Source organism: Pseudomonas sp. A25(2017) (genome assembly GCF_002001065.1).
GTDB classification, from domain to species: Bacteria; Pseudomonadota; Gammaproteobacteria; order Pseudomonadales; family Pseudomonadaceae; genus Aquipseudomonas; species Aquipseudomonas kilonensis.
Window position 1 is genome coordinate 24,294 of sequence record NZ_MUOA01000060.1, and the last position, 21,357, is coordinate 45,650.

Annotated in this window: 27 protein-coding genes and 1 pseudogene; 9 read left to right on the top strand and 19 right to left on the bottom strand. The window is 57.4% G+C overall.

The window, feature by feature from the left end; all coding sequences use genetic code 11:
* Genes B0E42_RS12625 through B0E42_RS12640 form a run of 4 tightly spaced genes read right to left on the bottom strand, consistent with a single transcriptional unit; the run spans window position 1 to window position 3,878 of the window.
* Window positions 1–801: a carbohydrate ABC transporter permease gene (locus B0E42_RS12625; protein WP_014337490.1), complete on the bottom strand. Its 801-nt coding sequence runs from the start codon at window positions 799–801 to the stop codon at window positions 1–3.
* Window positions 802–811: 10 nt separating this feature from the next.
* On the bottom strand, window positions 812–1,678 hold the full coding sequence (locus B0E42_RS12630; protein WP_014337489.1) for a carbohydrate ABC transporter permease: 867 nt from the start codon (window positions 1,676–1,678) through the stop codon (window positions 812–814).
* Window positions 1,675–2,784, bottom strand: coding sequence for an ABC transporter ATP-binding protein (locus B0E42_RS12635; RefSeq protein WP_018608205.1), 1,110 nt, complete (start codon window positions 2,782–2,784; stop codon window positions 1,675–1,677). The genes B0E42_RS12630 and B0E42_RS12635 overlap by 4 nt, the downstream gene beginning before the upstream one ends.
* Window positions 2,784–3,878: an ABC transporter ATP-binding protein gene (locus tag B0E42_RS12640; RefSeq protein WP_024616559.1), complete on the bottom strand. Its 1,095-nt coding sequence runs from the start codon at window positions 3,876–3,878 to the stop codon at window positions 2,784–2,786. The genes B0E42_RS12635 and B0E42_RS12640 overlap by 1 nt, the downstream gene beginning before the upstream one ends.
* A gap of 421 nt (window positions 3,879–4,299) precedes the next feature.
* Between B0E42_RS12640 and B0E42_RS12645 the strand changes: the two genes are divergently transcribed.
* On the top strand, window positions 4,300–6,144 hold the full coding sequence (locus B0E42_RS12645) for a sigma-54-dependent Fis family transcriptional regulator (RefSeq protein WP_077506519.1): 1,845 nt from the start codon (window positions 4,300–4,302) through the stop codon (window positions 6,142–6,144).
* A gap of 1,258 nt (window positions 6,145–7,402) precedes the next feature.
* Here B0E42_RS12645 and B0E42_RS12665 read toward each other — a convergent pair.
* Window positions 7,403–7,915, bottom strand: a complete 513-nt coding sequence (locus tag B0E42_RS12665) for an anti-virulence regulator CigR family protein (RefSeq protein ID WP_014337485.1) — start codon at window positions 7,913–7,915, stop codon at window positions 7,403–7,405.
* Between the two features lie 128 nt (window positions 7,916–8,043).
* Between B0E42_RS12665 and B0E42_RS12670 the strand changes: the two genes are divergently transcribed.
* Both B0E42_RS12670 and B0E42_RS12675 read left to right on the top strand, forming a co-directional pair.
* Window positions 8,044–9,255: an MFS transporter gene (locus tag B0E42_RS12670; RefSeq protein ID WP_077506522.1), complete on the top strand. Its 1,212-nt coding sequence runs from the start codon at window positions 8,044–8,046 to the stop codon at window positions 9,253–9,255.
* A gap of 232 nt (window positions 9,256–9,487) precedes the next feature.
* The gene (locus B0E42_RS12675) at window positions 9,488–9,694 is read left to right on the top strand and encodes a hypothetical protein (RefSeq protein WP_018610898.1); all 207 of its coding nucleotides are present in this window, start codon (window positions 9,488–9,490) and stop codon (window positions 9,692–9,694) included.
* Between the two features lie 53 nt (window positions 9,695–9,747).
* Here the strand turns inward: B0E42_RS12675 and B0E42_RS12680 are convergent, their stop codons facing one another.
* From B0E42_RS12680 to B0E42_RS12690, 3 genes are all read right to left on the bottom strand, one after another.
* Window positions 9,748–10,056: an AzlD family protein gene (locus tag B0E42_RS12680; RefSeq protein ID WP_024619494.1), complete on the bottom strand. Its 309-nt coding sequence runs from the start codon at window positions 10,054–10,056 to the stop codon at window positions 9,748–9,750.
* Window positions 10,053–10,763, bottom strand: coding sequence for an AzlC family ABC transporter permease (locus B0E42_RS12685; protein WP_003203772.1), 711 nt, complete (start codon window positions 10,761–10,763; stop codon window positions 10,053–10,055). The genes B0E42_RS12680 and B0E42_RS12685 overlap by 4 nt, the downstream gene beginning before the upstream one ends.
* Window positions 10,764–10,871: 108 nt before the next feature.
* Entirely contained in the window at window positions 10,872–11,711 is an 840-nt protein-coding gene (locus tag B0E42_RS12690; RefSeq protein ID WP_053180620.1) for an FRG domain-containing protein, read from the bottom strand.
* Between the two features lie 389 nt (window positions 11,712–12,100).
* Here B0E42_RS12690 and B0E42_RS12695 point away from each other — a divergent pair, with 389 nt between their 5' ends.
* Entirely contained in the window at window positions 12,101–12,529 is a 429-nt protein-coding gene (locus B0E42_RS12695) for a DUF2628 domain-containing protein (RefSeq protein WP_018610893.1), read from the top strand.
* Window positions 12,530–12,650: 121 nt separating this feature from the next.
* Here the strand turns inward: B0E42_RS12695 and B0E42_RS12700 are convergent, their stop codons facing one another.
* The 7 genes from B0E42_RS12700 to B0E42_RS31115 form a co-directional block, all read right to left on the bottom strand.
* Window positions 12,651–12,920: a YceK/YidQ family lipoprotein gene (locus B0E42_RS12700; protein ID WP_024619490.1), complete on the bottom strand. Its 270-nt coding sequence runs from the start codon at window positions 12,918–12,920 to the stop codon at window positions 12,651–12,653.
* Window positions 12,921–13,011: 91 nt separating this feature from the next.
* Window positions 13,012–13,677, bottom strand: a complete 666-nt coding sequence (locus B0E42_RS12705) for a PDZ domain-containing protein (RefSeq protein ID WP_018610889.1) — start codon at window positions 13,675–13,677, stop codon at window positions 13,012–13,014.
* Window positions 13,678–14,047: 370 nt separating this feature from the next.
* Window positions 14,048–14,392, bottom strand: a complete 345-nt coding sequence (locus tag B0E42_RS12710) for a hypothetical protein (protein WP_235862417.1) — start codon at window positions 14,390–14,392, stop codon at window positions 14,048–14,050.
* The gene (locus B0E42_RS12715; protein WP_018605234.1) at window positions 14,389–14,697 is read right to left on the bottom strand and encodes an antibiotic biosynthesis monooxygenase; all 309 of its coding nucleotides are present in this window, start codon (window positions 14,695–14,697) and stop codon (window positions 14,389–14,391) included. The genes B0E42_RS12710 and B0E42_RS12715 overlap by 4 nt, the downstream gene beginning before the upstream one ends.
* A gap of 44 nt (window positions 14,698–14,741) precedes the next feature.
* Window positions 14,742–15,455 (bottom strand): YafY family protein, encoded by a 714-nt coding sequence (locus B0E42_RS12720; protein WP_018605232.1) that lies wholly within the window; start codon window positions 15,453–15,455, stop codon window positions 14,742–14,744.
* Window positions 15,448–15,702 carry a Pathogenicity locus gene (locus B0E42_RS12725; RefSeq protein ID WP_077506523.1) on the bottom strand — a complete coding sequence of 85 codons (255 nt, stop codon included), beginning with the start codon at window positions 15,700–15,702 and terminating at the stop codon, window positions 15,448–15,450. Before B0E42_RS12725 ends, B0E42_RS12720 begins: the two co-directional genes overlap by 8 nt.
* A 154-nt stretch (window positions 15,703–15,856) precedes the next feature.
* A complete protein-coding gene (locus B0E42_RS31115) occupies window positions 15,857–16,000 on the bottom strand; it encodes a hypothetical protein (RefSeq protein ID WP_162843738.1) in 144 nt (47 codons plus the stop codon).
* A 266-nt stretch (window positions 16,001–16,266) separates the two neighbouring features.
* Here B0E42_RS31115 and B0E42_RS12730 point away from each other — a divergent pair, with 266 nt between their 5' ends.
* The 3 genes and pseudogenes from B0E42_RS12730 to B0E42_RS30150 all read left to right on the top strand — a co-directional run.
* Entirely contained in the window at window positions 16,267–17,043 is a 777-nt protein-coding gene (locus B0E42_RS12730; RefSeq protein WP_077506643.1) for an APH(3')-II family aminoglycoside O-phosphotransferase, read from the top strand.
* 173 nt (window positions 17,044–17,216) lie between these two features.
* On the top strand, window positions 17,217–17,624 hold the full coding sequence (locus tag B0E42_RS12735) for a DUF3224 domain-containing protein (RefSeq protein ID WP_077506524.1): 408 nt from the start codon (window positions 17,217–17,219) through the stop codon (window positions 17,622–17,624).
* Between the two features lie 71 nt (window positions 17,625–17,695).
* Window positions 17,696–17,813 (top strand): annotated as a pseudogene (locus tag B0E42_RS30150) (transposase domain-containing protein); the annotation flags it as partial.
* Window positions 17,814–17,816: 3 nt separating this feature from the next.
* Here the strand turns inward: B0E42_RS30150 and B0E42_RS12740 are convergent.
* The 3 genes from B0E42_RS12740 to B0E42_RS12750 all read right to left on the bottom strand — a co-directional run bounded on the left by B0E42_RS12740 (window position 17,817) and on the right by B0E42_RS12750 (window position 19,201).
* Window positions 17,817–18,215 carry a hypothetical protein gene (locus B0E42_RS12740; RefSeq protein ID WP_024619485.1) on the bottom strand — a complete coding sequence of 133 codons (399 nt, stop codon included), beginning with the start codon at window positions 18,213–18,215 and terminating at the stop codon, window positions 17,817–17,819.
* Window positions 18,216–18,373: 158 nt separating this feature from the next.
* On the bottom strand, window positions 18,374–18,742 hold the full coding sequence (locus B0E42_RS12745) for a hypothetical protein (protein WP_077506525.1): 369 nt from the start codon (window positions 18,740–18,742) through the stop codon (window positions 18,374–18,376).
* 48 nt (window positions 18,743–18,790) lie between these two features.
* A complete protein-coding gene (locus B0E42_RS12750) occupies window positions 18,791–19,201 on the bottom strand; it encodes a hypothetical protein (protein ID WP_077506526.1) in 411 nt (136 codons plus the stop codon).
* A 181-nt stretch (window positions 19,202–19,382) separates the two neighbouring features.
* On the opposite strand from B0E42_RS12750, the gene B0E42_RS12755 reads away from it, so the two are divergent.
* Window positions 19,383–19,826, top strand: a complete 444-nt coding sequence (locus B0E42_RS12755) for a hypothetical protein (RefSeq protein WP_077506527.1) — start codon at window positions 19,383–19,385, stop codon at window positions 19,824–19,826.
* 31 nt (window positions 19,827–19,857) lie between these two features.
* On the opposite strand, the gene B0E42_RS12760 is transcribed toward B0E42_RS12755, so the two are convergent.
* A complete protein-coding gene (locus tag B0E42_RS12760; protein ID WP_053180634.1) occupies window positions 19,858–20,307 on the bottom strand; it encodes a PACE efflux transporter in 450 nt (149 codons plus the stop codon).
* Window positions 20,308–20,411: 104 nt separating this feature from the next.
* Between B0E42_RS12760 and B0E42_RS12765 the strand changes: the two genes are divergently transcribed.
* The gene (locus B0E42_RS12765) at window positions 20,412–21,296 is read left to right on the top strand and encodes a LysR substrate-binding domain-containing protein (protein WP_077506528.1); all 885 of its coding nucleotides are present in this window, start codon (window positions 20,412–20,414) and stop codon (window positions 21,294–21,296) included.
* Window positions 21,297–21,357 lie beyond the last annotated feature (61 nt).

Consider the following 21,357-nt stretch of genomic DNA (forward strand, 5'->3'; position numbering starts at 1 on the left):
TCAGACCCGGCCCAGGGCAAAGCCCTTGGCCACGTGGTTGCGAACGAACCAGATCACCAGCATGCCCGGCAGGATGGTCAACACCCCCGCCGCCGCCAGCACGCCCCAGTCAATACCGGACGCCGACACGGTACGGGTCATGACCGCCGCGATCGGCTTGGCATTCACCGAAGTGAGCGTGCGTGCCAGCAGCAGTTCGACCCAGGAAAACATGAAGCAGAAAAATGCCGTGACACCGATGCCGGAACCGATCAACGGGATGAAGATCTTGGCGAAGAACTTGGGGAAACTGTAGCCGTCAATGTAGGCAGTCTCGTCAATTTCTTTCGGTACCCCGGACATGAACCCTTCGAGGATCCACACCGCCAGCGGCACGTTGAACAGGCAGTGGGCCAGGGCCACGGCGATGTGGGTGTCGAACAAGCCGATGGACGAGTACAGCTGGAAGAACGGCAACAGGAACACCGCCGGTGGGGCCATGCGGTTGGTCAGCAGCCAGAAGAACAGGTGCTTGTCCCCCAGGAACCGGTAGCGGGAAAACGCATAGGCCGCCGGCAACGCGACACCCAGGGAAATCACCGTGTTCAGGCTCACGTAGTACAGCGAGTTGAGGTAACCGGTGTACCAGCTCGGGTCGGTGAAGATCACCTTGTAGTTGTGGAAGGTGAAATCGTGCGGCCACAGGGTCAAGCCACCAAGGATCTCGGTGTTGCTCTTGAACGACATGTTCAGCAGCCAGTAGATGGGCACCAGCAGGAACAGGATGTAGATCAGCAGGGGTATCAGCTTTCTCTTGCTCATGGTGCGGGCCTCAACGGTTGGCGTCGGAGTGCGTCATGGCGGTATAGAACAGCCACGACACCAACAGAATGATCAGGAAGTACACCAGGGAAAACGCCGCCGCCGGGCCCAGGTCGAATTGGCCGATGGCCATCTGCGTCAGGGTCTGGCTGAGGAACGTGGTGGCGTTGCCCGGCCCGCCGCCGGTGAGTACGAACGGCTCGGTATAGATCATGAAGCTGTCCATGAAGCGCAGCATCACGGCGATCAACAGCACGCTTTTCATCTTCGGCAACTGGATGTGCCGGAACACTGCCCAGTTCGACGCCCGGTCGATCCGCGCGGCCTGGTAGTACACATCGGGAATCGCCCGCAGCCCCGAATAGCACAACAGCGCCACCAACGAAGTCCAGTGCCAGACATCCATCACCAACACCGTGACCCAGGCGTCCATGGTGTTGGCCGCATAGTTGTAGTTGATGCCCAGGCCGTTGAGGGTGGAGCCCAGCAAGCCGATGTCGGCGCGGCCGAAAATCTGCCAGATGGTGCCCACCACGTTCCAGGGAATCAGCAACGGAATCGCGAGGATGATCAACACCAGGGACGACCATTTGCCCTTGGTCGGCATGGTCAGGGCGATGGCGATGCCCAGGGGAATTTCAATCAGCAACACGCACGCCGAGTAGATGAACTGGCGCAGCAGCGAGTCGTGCAGCCGTGGATCGAGCAGCACCTGCCGGTACCAGTCGGCGCCGACGAAGTAGCGGCTGGACTGGTCGAAGATGTCCTGCACCGAATAGTTGACCACGGTCATCATCGGGATCACGGCGCTGAAAGCCACCAGCAGGAACACCGGCAACACCAGCCACCAGGCCTTGTTGTTCTGCACCTTGTTCATGGCTGCACCTCGCTCAACGGTTCCAGCAAATACTCATCGGCATAGACCATCAGCCATTGGGCCGGAAAACTGATGTACGCGGTGCCTTCGGGCACAGGCTTGTCTTCGGCCAGGCGGACCTTGATCGGCGCGCCATCGAGGTTGAGGGTCAGGATCTTGTAGGTGCCCAGGTCTTCGACGTGCACCACGTCAGCCCGCATCGCGTCGTCATAGGGGCCGTCCCAGACATGAACGAATTCGGGGCGGATACCAACCTTCAGGGTTTTGCCCTGGGCCTCGGCAACGCGTTGTTGCAGGATTTCGGACAGAGGCAAGTGGGTCGAGCCGAAGCCGACGCCACCGGGCTGCGCCGTGACCTCGATCAGGTTCATCCCCGGGCTGCCGATGAAGTAGCCGACAAAGGTGTGGCTCGGACGCTCGAACAAGTCCCGGGGCGTGCCGAACTGCACGATCTGGCCGCCGTACATCACGGCGATCTTGTCGGCGAAAGTCGAAGCTTCCAACTGGTCGTGGGTGACGTAGACCATGGTGATGTTGAACTGCTCGTGGATCTGCTTGAGCTTGCGCCGCAGTTTCCATTTCAGGTGCGGGTCGATCACCGTCAGCGGCTCGTCGAACAGGATCGCCGACACATCGTCGCGCACCAGCCCGCGGCCCATGGAGACTTTCTGTTTTTCGTCGGCGGTGAGGTTGCGGGCCTTTTTGTCCAGCAGGTTCTGCAGGTCCAGGACCTCGGCGATTTCCTGCACCTTGGTGTGGATCCTCGCCTCGGCCATGCCCTGGTTGCGCAGCGGGAACGCCAGGTTATCGAACACCGTCATGGTGTCGTACACCACCGGGAACTGGAACACCTGGGCGATGTTGCGGCGCTCCGGGGTCAGGTCGTTGACGACTTTGCTGTCGAACATCACCTGCCCTTCGGAAGGGCTGAGCAAGCCGGAGATGATGTTGAGCAACGTGGACTTGCCACAACCCGAAGGCCCGAGCAGCGCATAGGCACCGCCCTGCTCCCAGATGTGGTTCATCTCGCGAATCGCGTAGTCCTCGGGGCCCGCCGGGGTGCTGGTGTAGCTGTGGGCGAGGTTCTGCAAACGAATTTCGGCCATCAGGCAACCCTCGCGATACGCTGCCCTGGGGCTTGGACCAGCTTGCCCTGGGCATCGAAGACAAACAGTTTATGGGTCGGAATGTAGATGCGGATCGGCGCGTCCACGTCGTACTCATGCACCCCTGGCAAGTGCAGCACCAGCAGGAAATGTTCGTTGCGCACATGCAGGAACGTCTCCGAACCGCTGATCTCGGCCACCTCGACAGTCACCGCCAGTTCAAGGTCGTCGTCGTTGCTCGGCACCAGGGAAATATGGCTGGGGCGCACGCCGAAACGGAACTCACCCTCGCCCACCGGGCGCAGATCGACGTTCAGCGGGAAATGCACGAAATTGGCGAAGCTCACCTCGTTACCGACGATGCGCCCTGGCATGAGGTTGATCGGAGGTTCGGAGAACAATTCGGCGGCCAGCACGGTTTGCGGCTGGTGATACACCGATGAGGATTTGCCGCTCTGGATCACCCGGCCCTCATGCAGGATCGTGGTGGTGCCGCCCAGGGCCAGCGCCTCGTTGGGCTCGGTGGTGGCGTAGACGGCGATGGTGTGGCGGGCCTGGAACAATTCGCGCATTTCCTGGCGAAGCTCTTCACGCAGCTTGTAGTCCAGGTTCACCAGCGGCTCGTCGAACAGAATCAGCTCGGCGTCCTTGACCAAGGCCCGGGCCATGGCGGTGCGCTGCTGCTGGCCGCCGGACAATTCCAGTGGATGGCGCTTGAGAAACTTCTCGATCCGCAACATTTTGGCGGTTTCCAGGACTTTGCCCTGGATGACGTCCTCGGACACACCGGCCTGGCGCAACGGCGAGGCGATGTTTTCGAAAACGGTCATGGTCGGGTAGTTGATGAACTGCTGGTAAACCATCGACACGTTGCGCAGTCGCACCGGGCGATTGGTGACGTCGACGCCGTTCATCAGGATGCGGCCGCTGTCGGGCTTGTCCAGACCGGCCATCAGGCGCATGAGGCTGGTCTTGCCGGACAGCGTGCGGCCCAACAGAACGTTGAAGGATCCGGGTTCGAAACTCAGATTGGCATCGTCGATCCAGGTCTGGCCTTCGACGGTGCGACAGATGTGCTCAAGCTTTAATGACATGGCTCGGCCTTTTTATTATTGGAGTCAAGCGACCCGAGCTAGAAAGCGAAAGCCGTGCCAGAAATCACAAGCCTTTGATCAGATTGATATTTTCATTGATCCGCTGAAAAAATACGTTCGTTGATGAACACAAGTGAACAGCCATGAATGAACAACTGAACAAAACGCGGGTTGACAATGAACAATTTTGAACAACACTGAAAGAACGTTTTCGGCTAGCCTGACTGCGATCCTGTGGGAGCGGGCTTGCTCGCGAAGGCGGTGTGTCAGTCAGTACAAATATCGACTGTCACGACGCTTTCGCGAGCAAGCCCGCTCCCACAAGGGTTTGTGTATGAAGTGGTATTCAGGCCTGCCCCAGCACAAGGAGACTGTGCGAGACTTGCCACAACAATAAAAACAGCTCCTGCGAGAGTGCCCCATGGCCGCACCTGCCCCAGCCTTGTCCCACGAGGCCATCATCCAGGCCTCCTGGTCCCGTTGCCGCGCCTTCGGCCTGAACCATCAAAGCGTGCCGGCCTTCGACCAGCTGCCCGCCCAAGGCATCGCCCAGTTGCTGGAGAGCCAGCATTCGCTGGTGCAGACCACCCACCAGGAAGTCTTGCCGTATTACGAGAACATCCTGAGCAACTCCAACTGCCTGATCATGCTGGCCGACAACCAGGGCCAAGTGCTGACCTCCTGGGGCACCCAGCGTTTCATCGAGCCGAAACTGGCCCATGGCTTCAGCGCCGGGGCGAGCTGGATGGAGCGCTGCACCGGCACCAACGCCATTGGCACCGCGCTGGCCTGCGAACAGGCGGTGCACATCGAACACGATGAACACTTCCTCAAGGCCAATCGCTTCATGACCGGCTCCGCCGCGCCGATCTTCGATGCCGAGCGCAAGGTCATCGCCGTGCTGGACGTCTCCAGCGACAGCTACCTGCCGCCGTCCCACACCCTGGGCATGGTCAAGATGATGAGCCAGACCGTGGAGAACCGGCTGATCCTCAACCTGTTTCGCGGTGAACACTTTCAACTGACCTTCAACACCGGCCTGAACAACCTCGACAGCCAATGGGCCGGGCTGCTGATTTTCGATGAGAGCGGCCAGGTCCTGTCCGCCAACCGCCGGGCCGACAACCTGCTGGGCCTGAGCCTGTCACGGGTCAGCATCGAAAGCCTGTTCAAGGTCTCGCTGCTGGAACTGCTGAACCAGCCCGACGGCCTGCCGTTCGCCCTGCAAGCGTCCGGCAGCAATCGTTTCCAGTGCTTGCTCAGGCGCCCGAGCCAGGTGTCGATCAAGGCTCGCGTGTTCACCGAAACAGCACCTGCGCCGGCCCCCGCCAGCAACGCTATCAGCCTCAACACCCTGCACTTCGGTGACAGCCGCGTGGAGAAAGCCGTGCGCCAGGCCGAGCGTTTGCTGGAGAAGGACATTCCGCTGCTGATCCATGGCGAGACCGGCGTCGGCAAGGAAGTCTTCGTCAAAGCCCTGCACCAGGCCAGTTCGCGTTGCAAGCAGCCGTTTATTGCCGTCAACTGCGCAGCGATCCCCGCCGAGTTGGTGGAGTCGGAATTGTTCGGTTATGAAAAAGGCGCCTTCACCGGTGCCAACCAGAAAGGCAGCATCGGCCTGATCCGCAAGGCCGACCGCGGCACGCTGTTTCTCGACGAGATCGGCGACATGCCCCTGCCGACCCAGGCCCGGCTGCTGCGGGTCTTGCAGGAACGTTGCGTGCAGCCAGTGGGCAGCGCCGAGCTGTTCCCGGTGGACATCCGCATCATCTCCGCCACCAACCGCTCGCTGCGTGAACAGGTGCAACTGGGGCGGTTTCGCGAAGACTTGTACTACCGCATCGGCGGCCTGACCCTGGAACTGCCGCCCCTGCGCGAACGCAGCGACAAGCAGGCCCTGTTCAAACGTCTCTGGGAACACCACCGCGAACCGACCCAATGGGCCGGCCTGAGCCGCGAGGTGTTGGATCTGTTCGATCGCCACCCCTGGCCGGGCAACCTGCGGCAGGTCAGCAGCGTGCTGCAAGTGGCCCTGGCGATGGCCGAGGAACAGCCGATCCGCCCGGAACACCTGCCCGACGATTTCTTTGTCGACCTTGAAATGGAACCGGTGGAAACGCCTGAGCCGCTGACGGTGGACCTCAACGATGCCGAGGACCTGAACCGTCAGTTGCAGGCCGTGGGCGGGAATATTTCACACCTGGCGCGACGGCTGGGGGTCAGCCGCAATACCTTGTACAAACGCTTGCGACAACTGGAGAGCTGATACGAAACTTGTGGGAGTGGGCTGGCTCTTGTTGATTGAGTACATATCCGTTGCTGCGGTAACGGCTGCTTAGGGTTCCGCCCTGACGGCGGGTCACTTTTGGAAGAGCGCCAAAAGTAACCAAAAGCGCATTGCCCCACCACTCGGTGCCTCGCTTAGGCTCGGCATGCCCTCACTCCGGCATTGCTCCGTGGGCCCGCCGCGAAGGGCCATCCATGGCCCAGCGCGGCTATCCCGGCATCCATGCCGGGATGCCCACTACGCAATACCTGCGTTCAGCCATCGTGGTTAACGGGGCGCCGAGATCAACGTCCACCGCGAGGCGGCCTAGTAGCCGACCTGGTTCTCCCGGTCGTACCGCCATCAGACTTGTTTGAGCAGGACCTGTGGGAGCAAAGCTTGCTCGCGAGGCGGCCTGACAGCCGACCTGGTTCTCCCAGTCGTACTCCGATCCAGTTGTGGGAGCGAGCCTGCTCGCGAAGGCGGCGGCACAGCCAACAGCATCGCAAGCCGACCCACCGCTTTCGCGAGCAAGCTCGCTCCCACAGGGGATTTGTGCTGAATGCGATACCCGAGAACAACCCGGAAAAACTGTGGGAGCGGGCTTGCTCGCGAAGGCGGCGGCACAACCAACAGCATCGCAAGCTGACCCACCGCTTTCGCGAGCAAGCCCGCTCCCACAGGGGATTTGTGCTGAATGCGATACCCGAGAACAACCCGGAAAAACTGTGGGAGCGAGCCTGCTCGCGAAGGCGGCGGCACAGCCAACAGCATCGCAAGCTGACCCACCGCTTTCGCGAGCAAGCTCGCTCCCACAGGGGATTTGTGCTGAATGTAATACCCGAGAACAACCCGGAAAAACTGTGGGAGCGAGCCTGCTCGCGAAGGCGGCGGCACAGCCAACAGCATCGCAAGCTGACCCACCGCTTTCGCGAGCAAGCCCGCTCCCACAGGGGATTTGTGCTGAATGTAATACCCGAGAACAACCCGGAAAAAACTGTGGGAGCGAGCCTGCTCGCGAAGGCGGCGGCACAGCCAACAGCATCGCAAGCTGACCCACCGCTTTCGCGAGCAAGCCCGCTCCCACAGGGGATTTGTGCTGAATGCGATACCCGAGAACAACCCGGAAAAAACTGTGGGAGCGAGCCTGCTCGCGAAGGCGGCGGCACAACCAACAGCATCGCAAGCTGACCCACCGCTTTCGCGAGCAAGCTCGCTCCCACAGGTGTTTTGCTTAACTGATTGGCATTACTCCGACTTAGTCGAACGCGCCATTGAGCACTTCATAGATGATGCCAGTGGCGATCGCCACCAGGATCAGGTCCGTGCCGACCTGTTGCCACTCATAACCGTCATAGTGCGGCAACCGCCCCAGCAGTCGCCCATCAAGCTTCTTGGCGATACCGGGTGGCAACGGCTTGCCCCGTGCAAGATTTTTCTGGATGCCTGGCGGCAACGCCGGGCCGGGGCTCCAGTAATCGCGATAACCGCCAATCACACCGAGGATGCCGCCGCGGTCAAGGCTCGGGCCGTTATGCCAATCGCCACCGCCACCGCCTTGGTTGCCTTTGCCGCCCTGGTTGCCCTTGTTACCGGGATTTCCTTGACCGCCCTTGTTGCCCTGTCCGCCTTTGCCTCCCTGCCCTTGACCGGGACCTTGATCGAATTGAGCATTTCCCTTGCCGTTGCCCGGGTCCGCGACAACAATGCCAGGGCCAGCCGCCAGGGCGAAACAGGTCACTGCAGCAATCAACGAGCGCGATTTGAACATGGCAGTTCTCTCAAAAAAGGGGTGCCCCCTGTAAAGATATAGAGACTAACGGTGATATTAGTTCCATATCACACTGCGCGCCGCTTGCCTGGACCGGATACACCTGAACACAGCAATCAAGGAGTTTCATGCGCAAGGATTACCTGGCTTTTTTCGTCTCGATGTTCCTTTCCCGGTTGGCCGACCAGATTTTGCTGTTCATCGTCCCGCTGATTGTTTTCCAGACCACTAACAGCGTCTCCTGGGCAGGCCTGGCCTTCTTCGTCGAATCCTTGCCACGCTATCTGGCGTTCCCCATCTGCGGCGCGCTGTGCGACAAGTTCTCGCCGATTCGCATCCTGCACATCAGCCAGGTCTATCGCGCCGTGGCCTGCGGGGTGGCGGTCGTGCTTTATGGCGTCTTCGGCGGGATCTATTGGATCGTCGCGCTCTCGGCCCTGTGCGGCGTGCTGACCACCCAGGGCATCATGGCCCGCGAAGTGGTGATGCCGTACATCTTCAAGCACTACACCTACACCAAGACCCTGTCCTACTCGCAAATCGCCGACCAGACCGGCTTGGTGCTGGGCCCGCTGATCGCTGCGCTGCTGCTTGAGGTGTGGGCGTGGCACTGGGTGGTGCTGGCGATTGCCGGGCTGTTCCTGCTCGCGGACCTGGCGATGCTGTATTGGCAACGCATCAGTTCGGTCACCCTGGAAACCTTCGAGCAACATCACGACGTCTGGCTGAGCCCACTGCGCATTGCCTTCGGCCACATTCGCAACCTGGCGGAACTGAAAAAGATCATCAGCCTGGCGGTGGGCGTCAACCTGATCATCGGCGTCACCCTCGCCACCTCAGCGGCCATGGTCATCGGCCATTACGGCGCAGGCAAGGATGACTACGCAGGCTTGCAGGCCGCCGGTGCCGTGACCACCATCCTCATCCTGTTTCTCCTGGCCCGGGTGGCCTTGCCCTTGAAGCTACTGGGCGCCCTCTCCTACACGCTGATTACCGTCGGCGCCTTCATCACCGCGCTCAGCCCGAACACAGGGGGCTACGTCGTCGGTTTCTTGCTAATTGTCGGTTTCGACAAAATGTTCAACGTCTACTTCCGCACCCTCCGCCAGCAAGTGATTCCGCCCCAGGACTTCGGCAAGACCGTCGGCGTCATCACGCTGCTCAACAACCTGTCGCAACCGCTCGCGGGCCTGCTGATCGCGGTGCTGGCGGCGCCGGTTGGAATGCAACAGGTGATTGTGCTGCTGGCGGTTGCCACCAGCCTGATCGGAGCCGGGGTGGTTGTGGTGCACAGGCATTCGACACACCGGTCAAGCGCCTACAGCGCCGAGACCGACTGACCCTGCCGGGGAGCGGTTTGTATTATCAGTGACTTATTGTTGAGGCATGGTTGCAACGTTGCCGGCGTCAATACACGTCTGCCCCGCCATTCGTCACCTGTCGAGTGTCGGGGCCAACAAGCGGCCACGTCTGGCTCAGGGTTTGCACTGGCCTGTCTCAGCAGCCAAGAACGACGTAATTCTGACGCGGCGGCAAATTAATCAATGCTTGGTCAGCAAACGGAGATGTACCGTGTCAACTCTCAACGAAATCGCAGCGAATCACGCGAGAATGGCAAAGTTAAAGGAAGAAGAGTCGATGCGGCTGAGTGCGCTTCAGGGTCAGGTGGTGGGGAGTTTTGAAATTCCACCCATCGAGGCACCACAGGAGATGTCGCTGCACTTTATGGCAGGGGTACAGGATCACTCGTTTGGGGAAGCGGCGGCGCTGAGTTTTTGACCTGGGTATTGATGGGGTTTCGTCGCTCGCTTGTTCGCGGGCGACTCGACCTTTCAGAACTGCCTGGCTAAAGCCGCTGCAAGTATGCCGGCCGCAATTGCCGGCAACGGTTTTTTCAGTGTCAGCATGACGATTGCCGTGGCCAGCAAAGCCAGGCGTGCGCCGTTGTCACCTTTAACCGCCAGTGGAGCCAACACCGCCACCAACACCGAACCGGACATGGCCGTGATGAACTGCTGCACCCGATAGTTGATCGGCACGAACGACATCACGAAAACACCGCCCCACCGAGTCGCCAATGTCACCGCGGCCATTATCAATATGACAACCAGGGTGCCGTAACCCGCCGTTTCAATGCTCATTGTTTTTTCTCCATCCACAGCGCGCCCAGAATGCCCCCCGCCAAAGCGCCGACCACGACATGACTGTTCGCCGGCAAGTACCAGTAGGCCAACAGCGATGAGCAGGCCGCCACGGTCCAGATGATGAACATGCGCAGGTTTTTCTTCCCGCCCACGACCATCGCCAACAAGAAACAGCCCATCACCATATCGAGCCCGAAACTGACCGGGTTCTCAATGGCGCTGCCAAAATGAAGCCCCAGCCAACTGCCCAGGATCCACGCGACCCAGAGTGCAATGCCGCCGCCGAATAAAAGCCCGAGCCCCGGCTTGCCCCGACTGAACGCCTGCATCGCCATGGCCCAGTTCGCGTCCGAAACAACCAGCATGACACCGTAGCGTTTGGCAACGGGCAGCTCCCGCAGCCACGGGTAAAGCGTCGCGCCCATCAACAAGTGCCGGGCGTTGATGGCGAAGACGGTGATCATCAGCGGAACGACCGGCACTTGCTGCCCCCACAGATCCAGCGCGGCAAATTGAGAAGCGCCGGCAAAGACCAGCGTGCTCATGAGCACGGCAGACGTATCACTCAAGCCCGTTTGCGCAGCCGCCAGGCCGAAAGCAACGCCGAACACGACGACGAAAAGAGAGATGGGGATCAGCTGTTTGAAACCGTCGTAGATGTGATTCAACGTCAGCGCGTGCAGGTGGGGTTCAACATTCGACAAAACTGGGCCTCTTCTGGGTATCTGCGGTGCAAAAACCGAGAGTATGGGGCTGAATCTCTGTGTCGAAAACTTTTTGGCGGATCAAAGGGCAACTCAACCCGCCGAGCCTTAGAGATTGCGCGTGGCAAAACCGCCAAAACAGGAGAACGTCAAATCCTTGCACAACCCTTCCAGATCGCCATAAACCAGCTTTGAACCGACGTTCATCAGCAACAGCTCGGAAAACAGCGTTGCCACGCTCTGTTTTTTTATGATGATTTGGTGCGCCTCAGACGCTGGAAAACTGTCCTCTACCTCATAGCCGATGCTAAACAACCCGCTTTGAGACCTGAGCCGGTCATTCATATAGTTCGGTGTGTAAAAACAGAAGCCGTCCTCACGAGCATCGGGGACGTTCGAAAAAACGTCTTCCGGCAAGGCGTTGGTTTCCACCCACGCGTGGTCACCTCCTTGTCCGCGAGGTGTCACCACATACACCGCCGCGTCATTTTCAACGACGCCAACCCTGTTATCCATATCGACAGGAATCGTATCGTTTTCATTGTAATCAGCCATCAAGCCAGCACTTTCGATCAGAGAAATCCGTTTGTACCTCACGCCGTCCAGTGCGAAAAAAAGCGCAACCAAGGGCGACAACGACCAATCCAGTAAGCGAGTGGGCATACCGTAGTGCTGCGCAAGCGCGAGCACATCCCAATCATTGTGGGAGGACAGTTGATGATAGGCGTGACGTTCGGCGTTGAATTTTCTGAAGGCCTTGGTAGCCCTGGAGATCAAATCCCCTGATCTGGTTTTGGGGCTGCGGGCCAGAGAAGTCATTAATCCCCAGTTCGCGTTGCCTTGGCCTCGATAAACCGAGCCGTGGACCGTACCGGATTCTTTATTGAGTTTCTTAACTGCGTCGATGTACTCAGTCAGACTCGACACAACAACCGTGGTTTTATACACAACACTTCACTCCCTGAATAAAAGTCAACCACTCACCTGCAAAGGTAAACAGTCGTAAAGCCCGCGCCAAACGCGTACCTTTCCCCATTTCCCTATTCAAAACGGCGTCATTCAACCCGAAATAGCATCAAATTGCCACCACAGCATAGATGGAATGTCGTGAGCGCTCTTGAAAGACAAATAGAGTGAAGCACGTCACAGACCAAGCGACCGCTCCAGCGGCCAGTGCGGAATGTTCCACACCAACGGCCATAAAACGGCAAAATAAGCACCTCAGGCGACTCACTTGAGCCCTTCGTCAAAGATCAAAGCAATCAATGCGCTAGAAACAGAGCACAGGATTTCTTGGAAGAAAGAAAAATTACTTATGGAAAACAGGAACGTTAAAAATGAGCACAACTGAACAAGTACAAAGCACGGGTAAATACAGCGCCAAGTGGCAGGAACGCTTTGATTTCTTTGAAACCTATGGCGCGCCAAACGACCCGCGCTACAAGGAAGCCGTCAAGACGCTGCCTGGCGCCAAGAAGAAAATCCTCATCAACGCCAACGTGATCGCGTTTTTCTTCGGCCCTATCTACCTGTTCGTCCTCGGCCTCTGGAAGAAGAACCTTGCCCTGCTGGGTATTTTCCTGGCGATCAATATCGCATTGAGCGTAATTTTCGCAATCATCGGCATGGAGTTTCCCCGGCCGTTGAGTACAGGCCTGAGCATCGCTCTGTCGATGATGTACGCGCTCATGACCAACTACGCCTACTACCTCAAGGAAGTGAAAGGCGAGCAAGGCTGGAACCCGTTCAAAGGCATGCGTCTCTGATTGTAGGCTTGGGTCATCAAGAGCCCGCAGCTCATCATGAGTGTGCGGGCTTGTTGTTTCTGAGTCGTGGGAATTTGGATAACCCAGCCTACGGACCTGCGAAGTCTTCGGGCGGGTCCGATTAGTTCCGAGTCGGTTCTTCAGCAAACACGGTATACGGCAGTATTAGCGTATCGGCGACTAAGCTGAACGGCAGGTCAATCAATGCCAATGGCACCAAGGCACGAAGCACTCCGGCGTTTTCATCCGTTGCGGCCTTGATCACTTCAATATCGGTGGAGGACCCGCAATACGGATGGGGACCACAACGTGGACGATCATCGAAGGTTTCAGAGAGCGTCGAACAACCTGCCAGCAGCACAACGGCCAATATGCCTAGGAACAATTTCATGCGATCACTCACGAATACGGGCCGGAAAAAGAGCGATCCGCACTCTACTCCAAGCCCTGTGAAACGGGCGACATAAGTTACATGTCTTGCATCAGTGCGCCGTACTCCCGTCAGAAACAACGACCCGAACGTCAGTCACGGCCCGGTAACGCCAGACCTTTATCAAGGCACTGTCACTTGGCGTCATGCGACCGATGATGGCTGTGACCTCGGAAGGACTGTTCACCGCCGCACCGGCGATCTCCAAAATGATATCCCCCGCCAAGAGCCCCATTTTCGCGGTATCGGCACCTGCTTCCGGGCCAAACACCAGCACCCCTTTCTCGGAAGGCAAACCGAAGCTTTTTACAACAGCAGGTGTGACCACGCCGAGATGCGCCCCTAGATGTCCAGCCGCAACGGGCACGGGAGCGGCAATGCTTTTGGCAGGTATCGGGGCAGGCGCGGCCGTCGCAGTGGGAGCAGGACTGGCGGCGATGCTTGGCTGGGTTGCGCTGCTGCGGGAGCAGTCTCGCTGAGCGACCACTTGATGAATCACTTGCCTGATTTTTTCTGTTCGAGGCGTGGGGTACTGGTCATAGCTGTCCCGAGTAATCAACAACGTATTGCAGTCCATCGCCTCATAGGTCGCAGGAGACTCGGTAGCACGATGATATTCGGCATACTTCGCCTTTTCCTCTGCTCCCATGGGCAGAAAGATACAGCCCACAAGCAACGGGGAGACGGCTGCCATTAGCGAAACAAGTCTGAGCGACATAGCCATCCCTGATGGTGGAGTTTTTGAGTTGGGATTAAAAGCTACTGTTTTGCCATGAGTCTGTCCAATCCACCCTCTACCCCTCTCCACAGCCAGGCATCTGGGAAAAACTGGGCACAGACCACTAGAAACTGAGTAAATGCCTGCGGCCCTCCCCAATCCTGATTCTATCGAGTGCCCTGCCTAAAGCATCCAAGGCATCGACTACTCTCACCAATTTTCAGTTGCTGATCATCACGGTGAACACCAGCCCAAAAAGAAACTGGCGGATCTAGTCGCTGGTCGCAAGACCGCCAAAAGTCTTGGCGAAAAATGAGTGCATAAGAGATCCCTCTAGAATGCTGATTTAAACGAGGCGCCCCAAATGGGTTCAACCGCGAATGCGGCGCTCAATGAAGTCATAATCTTCCTGACAATCGCCGGAAGGGTCTGACGCCAAACTTACGTAACGCACCGTGTCGACATCGGTCAACTTGTACGTGTAGACATCTGGCATACGCACGCCATCGGTTCTCAATTCATTCTTGCCATTGGCAGCGGACCAGGTGCCATGTTCGGTTTGAATCGGCTGAGTCTGCTGGGCATCCCGGAAAAAGGTGATGGTGAAACGACCGTCGGGCTTGAAGTCATTTTTCCAGGAGAGGAACTGGCATTTGCCGTTTTCTGCCCGTAGGCCTTTCCATGAACCCCGCTCTGGCAGTCCGTCGAGGGTCAACTCATCTCTGGAACGAGGTGACTCATGAACGTCAGGTTTTCAATGGCGTACATATACCCAGAGAATCTCGGATCTCCATCGTTGAACGCCTTTGCCGCTTTTTGTGCGTTCTCAAGACTGTCCCACACGGCTAAATCCACGAAGACTCGATCGTCGTCCATAGGGCAGTAGGCACGGTACTCGATCAAACCAGGAAAGGTCTTTAACGTTTCACGAAGCCCTGCGCGGAGCCCAGGCATTTGCGCAACGCATTCCTGTTTGACCTTGAAAATGGCAAGTTCGAGTACATGAGACGAGTGCTGCATAGGAATGACCTTCCGCGTGTTAAGGAGTCCCCATTATTAGTGGCTCATACTGACAGCGTAGTGTCAGTAGCGATGATCGCTTTCCACTGACTTGCCTGGTGCTTCATATACGCTTGGAGGTCCAGGGCAGGATTGTCGGGTGGCGGTTGTTGGGCAACAGCGATGGAGGTGATGCGATCGACCCGAAAATCGCGGTAAGCCACCCTGGTGCAACACCAGCTTCCAACTGTCCACTTTCCTCCCCAGTAGAAAAGGCCAAGGGGGCAAATGAGGCGTTGCGAAACCGCACCGTCCAAACGGGTATACGTTATTTTCAGTGTCTGAGTGTTTTCGATGGCATTTCGAAGCGTTGCCAGATGACCGCGCGTGGAGGAAGGTGTTGTTCCAAGTGCCCTGATTTTTGCCGTGCTGGGGTCAACCTTGTGATGGACCAGAGACGCTGAGATTTTGCTCAACAACATCCTTGCAGCAGCACTCAGATCGTTATCGGCGGAGGCTGAAAGCATTTCCATACCGAGCATCAACGCATCCAGCTCGAGCCTGTTCAACGTTAAAGGCGGCATCTCGAAGTCGGCATCCAAGGCATATCCCACACCGGCGGTCCCATAGATTGGGATTCCACTGAAGGAAAGGTCATCGATGTATCGATAGATCGAGCGAACGGAAACGCCAATTCGGTTCGCCAGTCGTTCAGCAGAGATTGGCTGATGGACACGAATCAGATTCACCAATTGAAATAAGCGATCAGCTTTACGCACCTGGTGCGCTCAACTGAGAGATCTTTGCAAACTCAATGGCCGAGTTAATGGCAGCCCGAGCCTGGGGGCTATTCTTCCAACAAGTCGAACCCACTGCAGCCGATGCCTGAGCCAGGATGTCACAAACATTCGCTTTGCCGAGCACCGCGAGCGAATCAATGCCCATCTGCTCAAGGCGAGCGATAACGGCCGGCCCTACGCCTTTTAGGGCCAACAAGGCATTCTGTTCCATCAGTGGAAATGGCATCCGTAAACTCCTGTTATCGGCCAATGAAGCGACAGGAGTTTGCCCCACGGGAGAGTGCATCTCAATAGATGGACTCCATCACCCTGAGCGTGGCCATCAGGAAGGCAGGTTCGGCAGACGTCTACGAAGAAACATCAGCCGAAGCTCAACTGCCTCAACGACCTGAATGTTGTTTTTTTACACTACTTTCAGCCTTCCGCTCAAAATAGGCATGAACAAACCACAGTGCCATGGCAAACCCGGCAAAGCCAAAAATGAAGAGCAATACCTCTATTGCAGCACCTTCATGAGAAAACATTGTGTTCACCTCATCCTTAAGTGGGTTGACCAAAAATCGCCACGCTTGAAATTTCTCGTAACAATCCAAACATTTTCAGGGTAGTCGCCAACAATCTGTGTGGCAACCCTGAGCCCAGCATAAACCCCCGGTCTAGACGAGTCGCCGACCAATGACACCCTGCCCCGGCGGACCCATGTGTGGTTTCATAACGGTCGATCCAGACTCTCCAAGGAGCAGTGGTGAACACCCAGGACGAATCAACCGCAACCCCGTTACACGAAGAGATGATCGCGAAACTGCCGAGCGGCTGGCGGGAGCGCTTCAAACATCACAGCTGGCGCCCAATGGCCGTCGGCTGTTCGGATGCCGCGGTCTTTCGCCTGGATGCTCCCGGCTCACCCGCCCTGTTCGTCAAGACGGAACCTGCCGGAGTGTTAAGCGAACTACGCGACGAAGCGGCAAGGCTGCGTTGGCTGGCCTCTACCGGCACCCCTTGCGCCCATGTCCTTGATGAAGCCCACGAAACAGATCGGGACTGGCTGTTGTTAAGCGCCGTGCCGGGGGTGGACCTGCTGTCGGCCCCCATCGACGAGGCGGCCAAGGTCAACGTCATGGCCGACGCCCTGCGCCAACTCCATCAACTCGACCCGGCCGATTGCCCCTTCGACCATAGCGCCCGCCATCGCATTGCCAAAGCCCGAGCCCGAATGGAAGCCGGGCTTGTCGATCAGGAGGAATTGGACGAAGAACACCAGGGACTCGCCCCCGCCTTACTCTTTGAAAAATTGCTAAACCGTCAACCAGCCGAACAAGATCTCGTCGTGACCCACGGCGACGCGTGCATGCCCAATATCATCGTCGATAACGGTCGTTTTACGGGTTTCATTGATTGCGGTCGGCTGGGCGTCGCGGATCGATATCAGGACCTGGCACTGGCAACTCGGGACATTGCCGAGGAGTTGGGCGAACAATGGGTCGCGCCGTTTCTGCGGCGATATGCAGTGCTCGAAGCCGATCAGGATCGAATTTATTTCTATCGGCTTCTGGATGAGTTCTTCTAGCACCGGCGCCCGGTGGTGACTGACGATCAGCAACAACCAGGCGCAATGTCACGTTGTTCATGAAGGCCGGGAAGCTGCTACCACAGAACTGGCTCTCTGCCTGACGCTCTCAACGTGAGGGTGCCCTTGCATTAGAATGACCGCTCAACTCATATGGAACAGGACTGATCCGAATGGAAGCGCGAGCGACTTTTTCCACCAAGAATTTCAAACCCACTGACCTGACGCCCACGCCCAACATTGCAACAGGCTTACCCGTGTCGATCAGCTTCATGGAAAAGTCCTATACGGGAGCTATCGATGGTATTTCTTCGACATCCTTTACTGCAGCGTTCGACCAAGCGTCAAGAAGGGGCAGCTACATCGCACTGGAGAGCTTCAAGGGCACGGTGAATGGCGTAGAGGGTTCCTTTAACTTTATTCATTCCGCCTCCACTACCGGAACTGATCGTGCAGACGAGTTTTTCTGCATAGTTGGAGGCAGTGGTACGGATGGTTTGGAAGGAATATCCGGGTCAGGAGGGATCACGATTGACACCGACGGAACGCACCATCTCTGGTTGGATTACCACCTCGAATAATTTAGCAAGCCGTAAAGGACACCGCCCCTGATGCACATCAGGGAGGTGCCTCGCTGGGTGCTTACTGCGGGAGATGGGCAGCGGCCATGAGTTTGATCCAGTCTGCATGGACGACTGAATGGTCACGAACCGTATGCGTACCTGAAGGAGGTTCTCGCGCGCCCGACGACGCAGCGGGCGAGTGAATTACGTTCAAGCTGGACTGGTGATTACAGCGTCTGGAATAAAGCCGCGCCAAGCGATGGGGGACAGCAGGAATACAAAGATAAGGAACGCCACCTGGGACAGGTAGAACGGCTCCAGCCACTGCTGCTTCAAGGCGACGTATAAAGTGTTGTGAGCTACGTCGACCAAGATGATCGCAGCCGTAAGCACGATTCCGGCTCTTGGCTTGAGAAACAGGAGCAGAGCAGCGAGCGGGTCAAAAAATGTAAGTGCTCCCCAAAAAATACGGCTCGCCAAATAAGCGCTAGGTCCGTATCCGTAGTCCCAGAGCAAACCATGTAAAGCATCTGCACAGATGTGATTAGCCGTGGCGACAAGAAGGCAACATGCAAACAACACTCTGACGAAGAATGACAACCTTTGCATAGTTTTATCTACAGTCGCGATCCAAGCCCTGTGAAAGGTGTCGAGCCCTTAGGGAAACAGGGCACCGACCGTGATTATGAATTTACCCATAATCATGGTCGGTTCACGTTTGCCCTACCCACACCAGTTTTCAACTGCAAACGCGTTGAGCTATTGACCTATTCAACGACCGAACGGCTGTTGCGCCAGAACAGGTAAGCCAACCCCACCGGCGCTACGAAAATCGCGAACGACCAGCACATGGCCATGGTGAAAGCCTTCACCATCAGCATGAACAGTGCATTCACGAAAAAAAAATTGTTGCCCATGATGTAGCCGACAACGCTTTCGTAGACGAACCGAGAATACGGATAAAGCAACGTGTTGATGATCGCCAACACGATCAACCCAGGCTTCGCACCGATTCCTGCGGGGCTGTTGGCCGCCAGGGAGATGATCATCACGGTGAACACCAACCCAAAAAGAAACTGGCGGATGTAGTAGCTGGTCGTAAGACCGCCAAAAGTCTTGGCGAAAAATGAGTGCATAAGAGATCCCTCTAGAATGCTGATTTAAACGAGGCGCCCCAAATGGGTTCAACCGCGAATGCGGCGCTCAATGAAGTCATAATCTTCCTGACAATCGCCGGAAGGGTCTGACGCCAAACTTACGTAACGCACCGTGTCGACATCGATCAACTTGTACGTGTAGACATCTGGCATACGCACGCCATCGGTTCTCAATTCATTCTTGCCATTGGCAGCGGACCAGGTGCCATGTTCGGTTTGAATCGGCTGAGTCTGCTGGGCATCCCGGAAAAAGGTGATGGTGAAACGACCGTCGGGCTTGAAGTCATTTTTCCAGGAGAGGAACTGGCATTTGCCGTTTTCTGCCCGCAGGCCTTTCCATGAACCCACCAAGGATGGGTCGTTGGCCGACTTGTTGGCGGCGCAGCCACCTAGCGTTATAGCCAGGACGACAAGAGCCAGGGAGAAACTCCGTTTCACGTAGGACTTCCTTATTCAACTGAAATGCAGCGCGTTGCGAATACCCCGCGTCGAGCCGAATTGTAACGACTTTCGGCCAGGAAAGGCTCATCTGGTGAGCTGCCCCTAGCTCAAATGTGAGCAATGGCGTTCTTGGTGTAGCCTTTGTCGGACGATGACTTTTCTACAGCAGGGAGAGCTGATGAAATTCCACCCATTTCGATTAGAAGCTCGAGACTTAAGCTTGGCCCTTTTTGCCGTCAGCCTCATGCTGCCAGCCATCAACACTCGAAATGAAGTATGGGAATTTGAGAGCGTCACCTACGGCTACGAAGCGCTCTGCTTCGGATTTCTAGCACTATTGCATGGCAGTGCCGCTTGGCTGGCCAATCTATTCTTCATCGTGGCATTTTTCTCAGACAAGAGGGCGAGACGACGTCTGATCAGCGCCTTGTGCGCCACACTCCTCGGTCTGTCGTCGTACCTGTATACAAACATGTGGAATGATGGAGACGGACGCGTGACTGTCACGGGCTACAGCTACGGATTCTATATATGGCTGCTCTCTTTTTTATGGCTGGTGCTATTAGCGACTCGAAAGACAATAAGGGACAGCCAGGCAGGTGCCAACCTGGATTCCCGTTAACGTTCCGCCCGTACATGTTCATGCCAATGACTCAGCGGGTGCTAGAGGCAGCCCCCTGATCGGCCTGCGCCGAAAGCGGAACATCAAACACTCGATCAAACCACCATTGAAAAACCAGCGCGTAAAAAAAGAAAAACACGAACAACCCCAGGTTGGTCACCAGCGCCAGCCACAGGCTGATGCCCAGCCACGCGCCAATCACCGGAGTCAGGATCAGCGTCAAGCCGCCTTCAAATCCCAGGGAGTGGAGCAGTCGTCGCAGCCAGTTACGATGGCGGCTGCGCTGGCGACGTTCCCACCACTCGAACAGGCCATTGAAAAGCATGTTCCAAGCCAGCGCGACAGCGGAAATCACCAGCGACAGCAGGGTTGAATAGCCCATACCCTGGCCGTAGGTCAGCGCCAGCGCCGGTGCCACGAACAGCACACCGCCGGCTTCGTAGAGGATGGCCTGAAGGATTTTACGGGGCGTGCCTTGCATCGGTGGACTCCTTCGCGGGGTTGGAAAACCACAGCCTGGCAAGTTGAGCCACCGCGCACAATTGAGCTAAATTGAGCCACGCTCAACCTGAGTAACCTCCCCCCATGTTCGCCAAACTGCCCCTCACCGCCTTGCGCGGCTTCGAGTCCGCTGCACGGCTGGGCAGCTTCAAGGCAGCGGCCCAGGAACTGAATGTCAGCCCGGCGGCGATCTCCCATCAGGTCAAAAGCCTTGAAGCCTTCCTTGGCGTGCGGCTGTTCGAACGCTCCAGCCAAAGCGTGCGCCTGAGCGCCGACGGCGAGCGCCTTCAGCCTTTCATGCACCGTGCCCTGCTTGATATCCAACAGGGTCTGCAGGTGCTGTCACCGCCTTGTGCTGCACAATCGCTGGTGGTGAGCACGACGCCGGCATTCGCCAGCCTGTGGCTGATACCGCGGCTCGGGGACTTTCATCGGTTATACCCGGATATCGACGTCAGGCTGCATACCAGCAACGACGTGGTCGACCTGCAGCGTGACGCCAGCATCGACCTGGCGATCCGCGCCCTCTTCACGCCTGACCCACAGCTGTTCGAACAGCCTTTACTGGACGAGTACTTTGGCGTTTATTGCCGCCCCGGCTGGCAACCGCCCGCAACGGGCTCGCCCGTCGAACTGATCGACGTGCCATGGCTGAGCAGTGCAAAAGTGGCGGTCGACTGGCCTGCATGGTGCGCCAAGGCCGAGACCCTGGGCTGGCTGGAGAACGCGCGTTTTCGGCGTTATGACGAGGAACAACATGCCCTGCAGGCGGCGATCGCCGGGCACGGGCTGGTACTCGCCAGCAATGTACTGGTTGCTGAGGCTGTTGCGCGTGGGGAGCTGGTTGATTATCGCCCTGAGGTTCGCTTGGCGGGTGCGCGGTATACGTTGGTGTGTGTACCGGGGCGGGAGCGGCAGCCGGCGGTGCGGGGGTTTAGTGAGTGGTTGTTGGGGCGGAGTATTGGTTGAATGAGTTCTGCCTACGTCCCGACGAATCGGGACGCTTGCAGCCTAGGGTACGTTGTTAGCT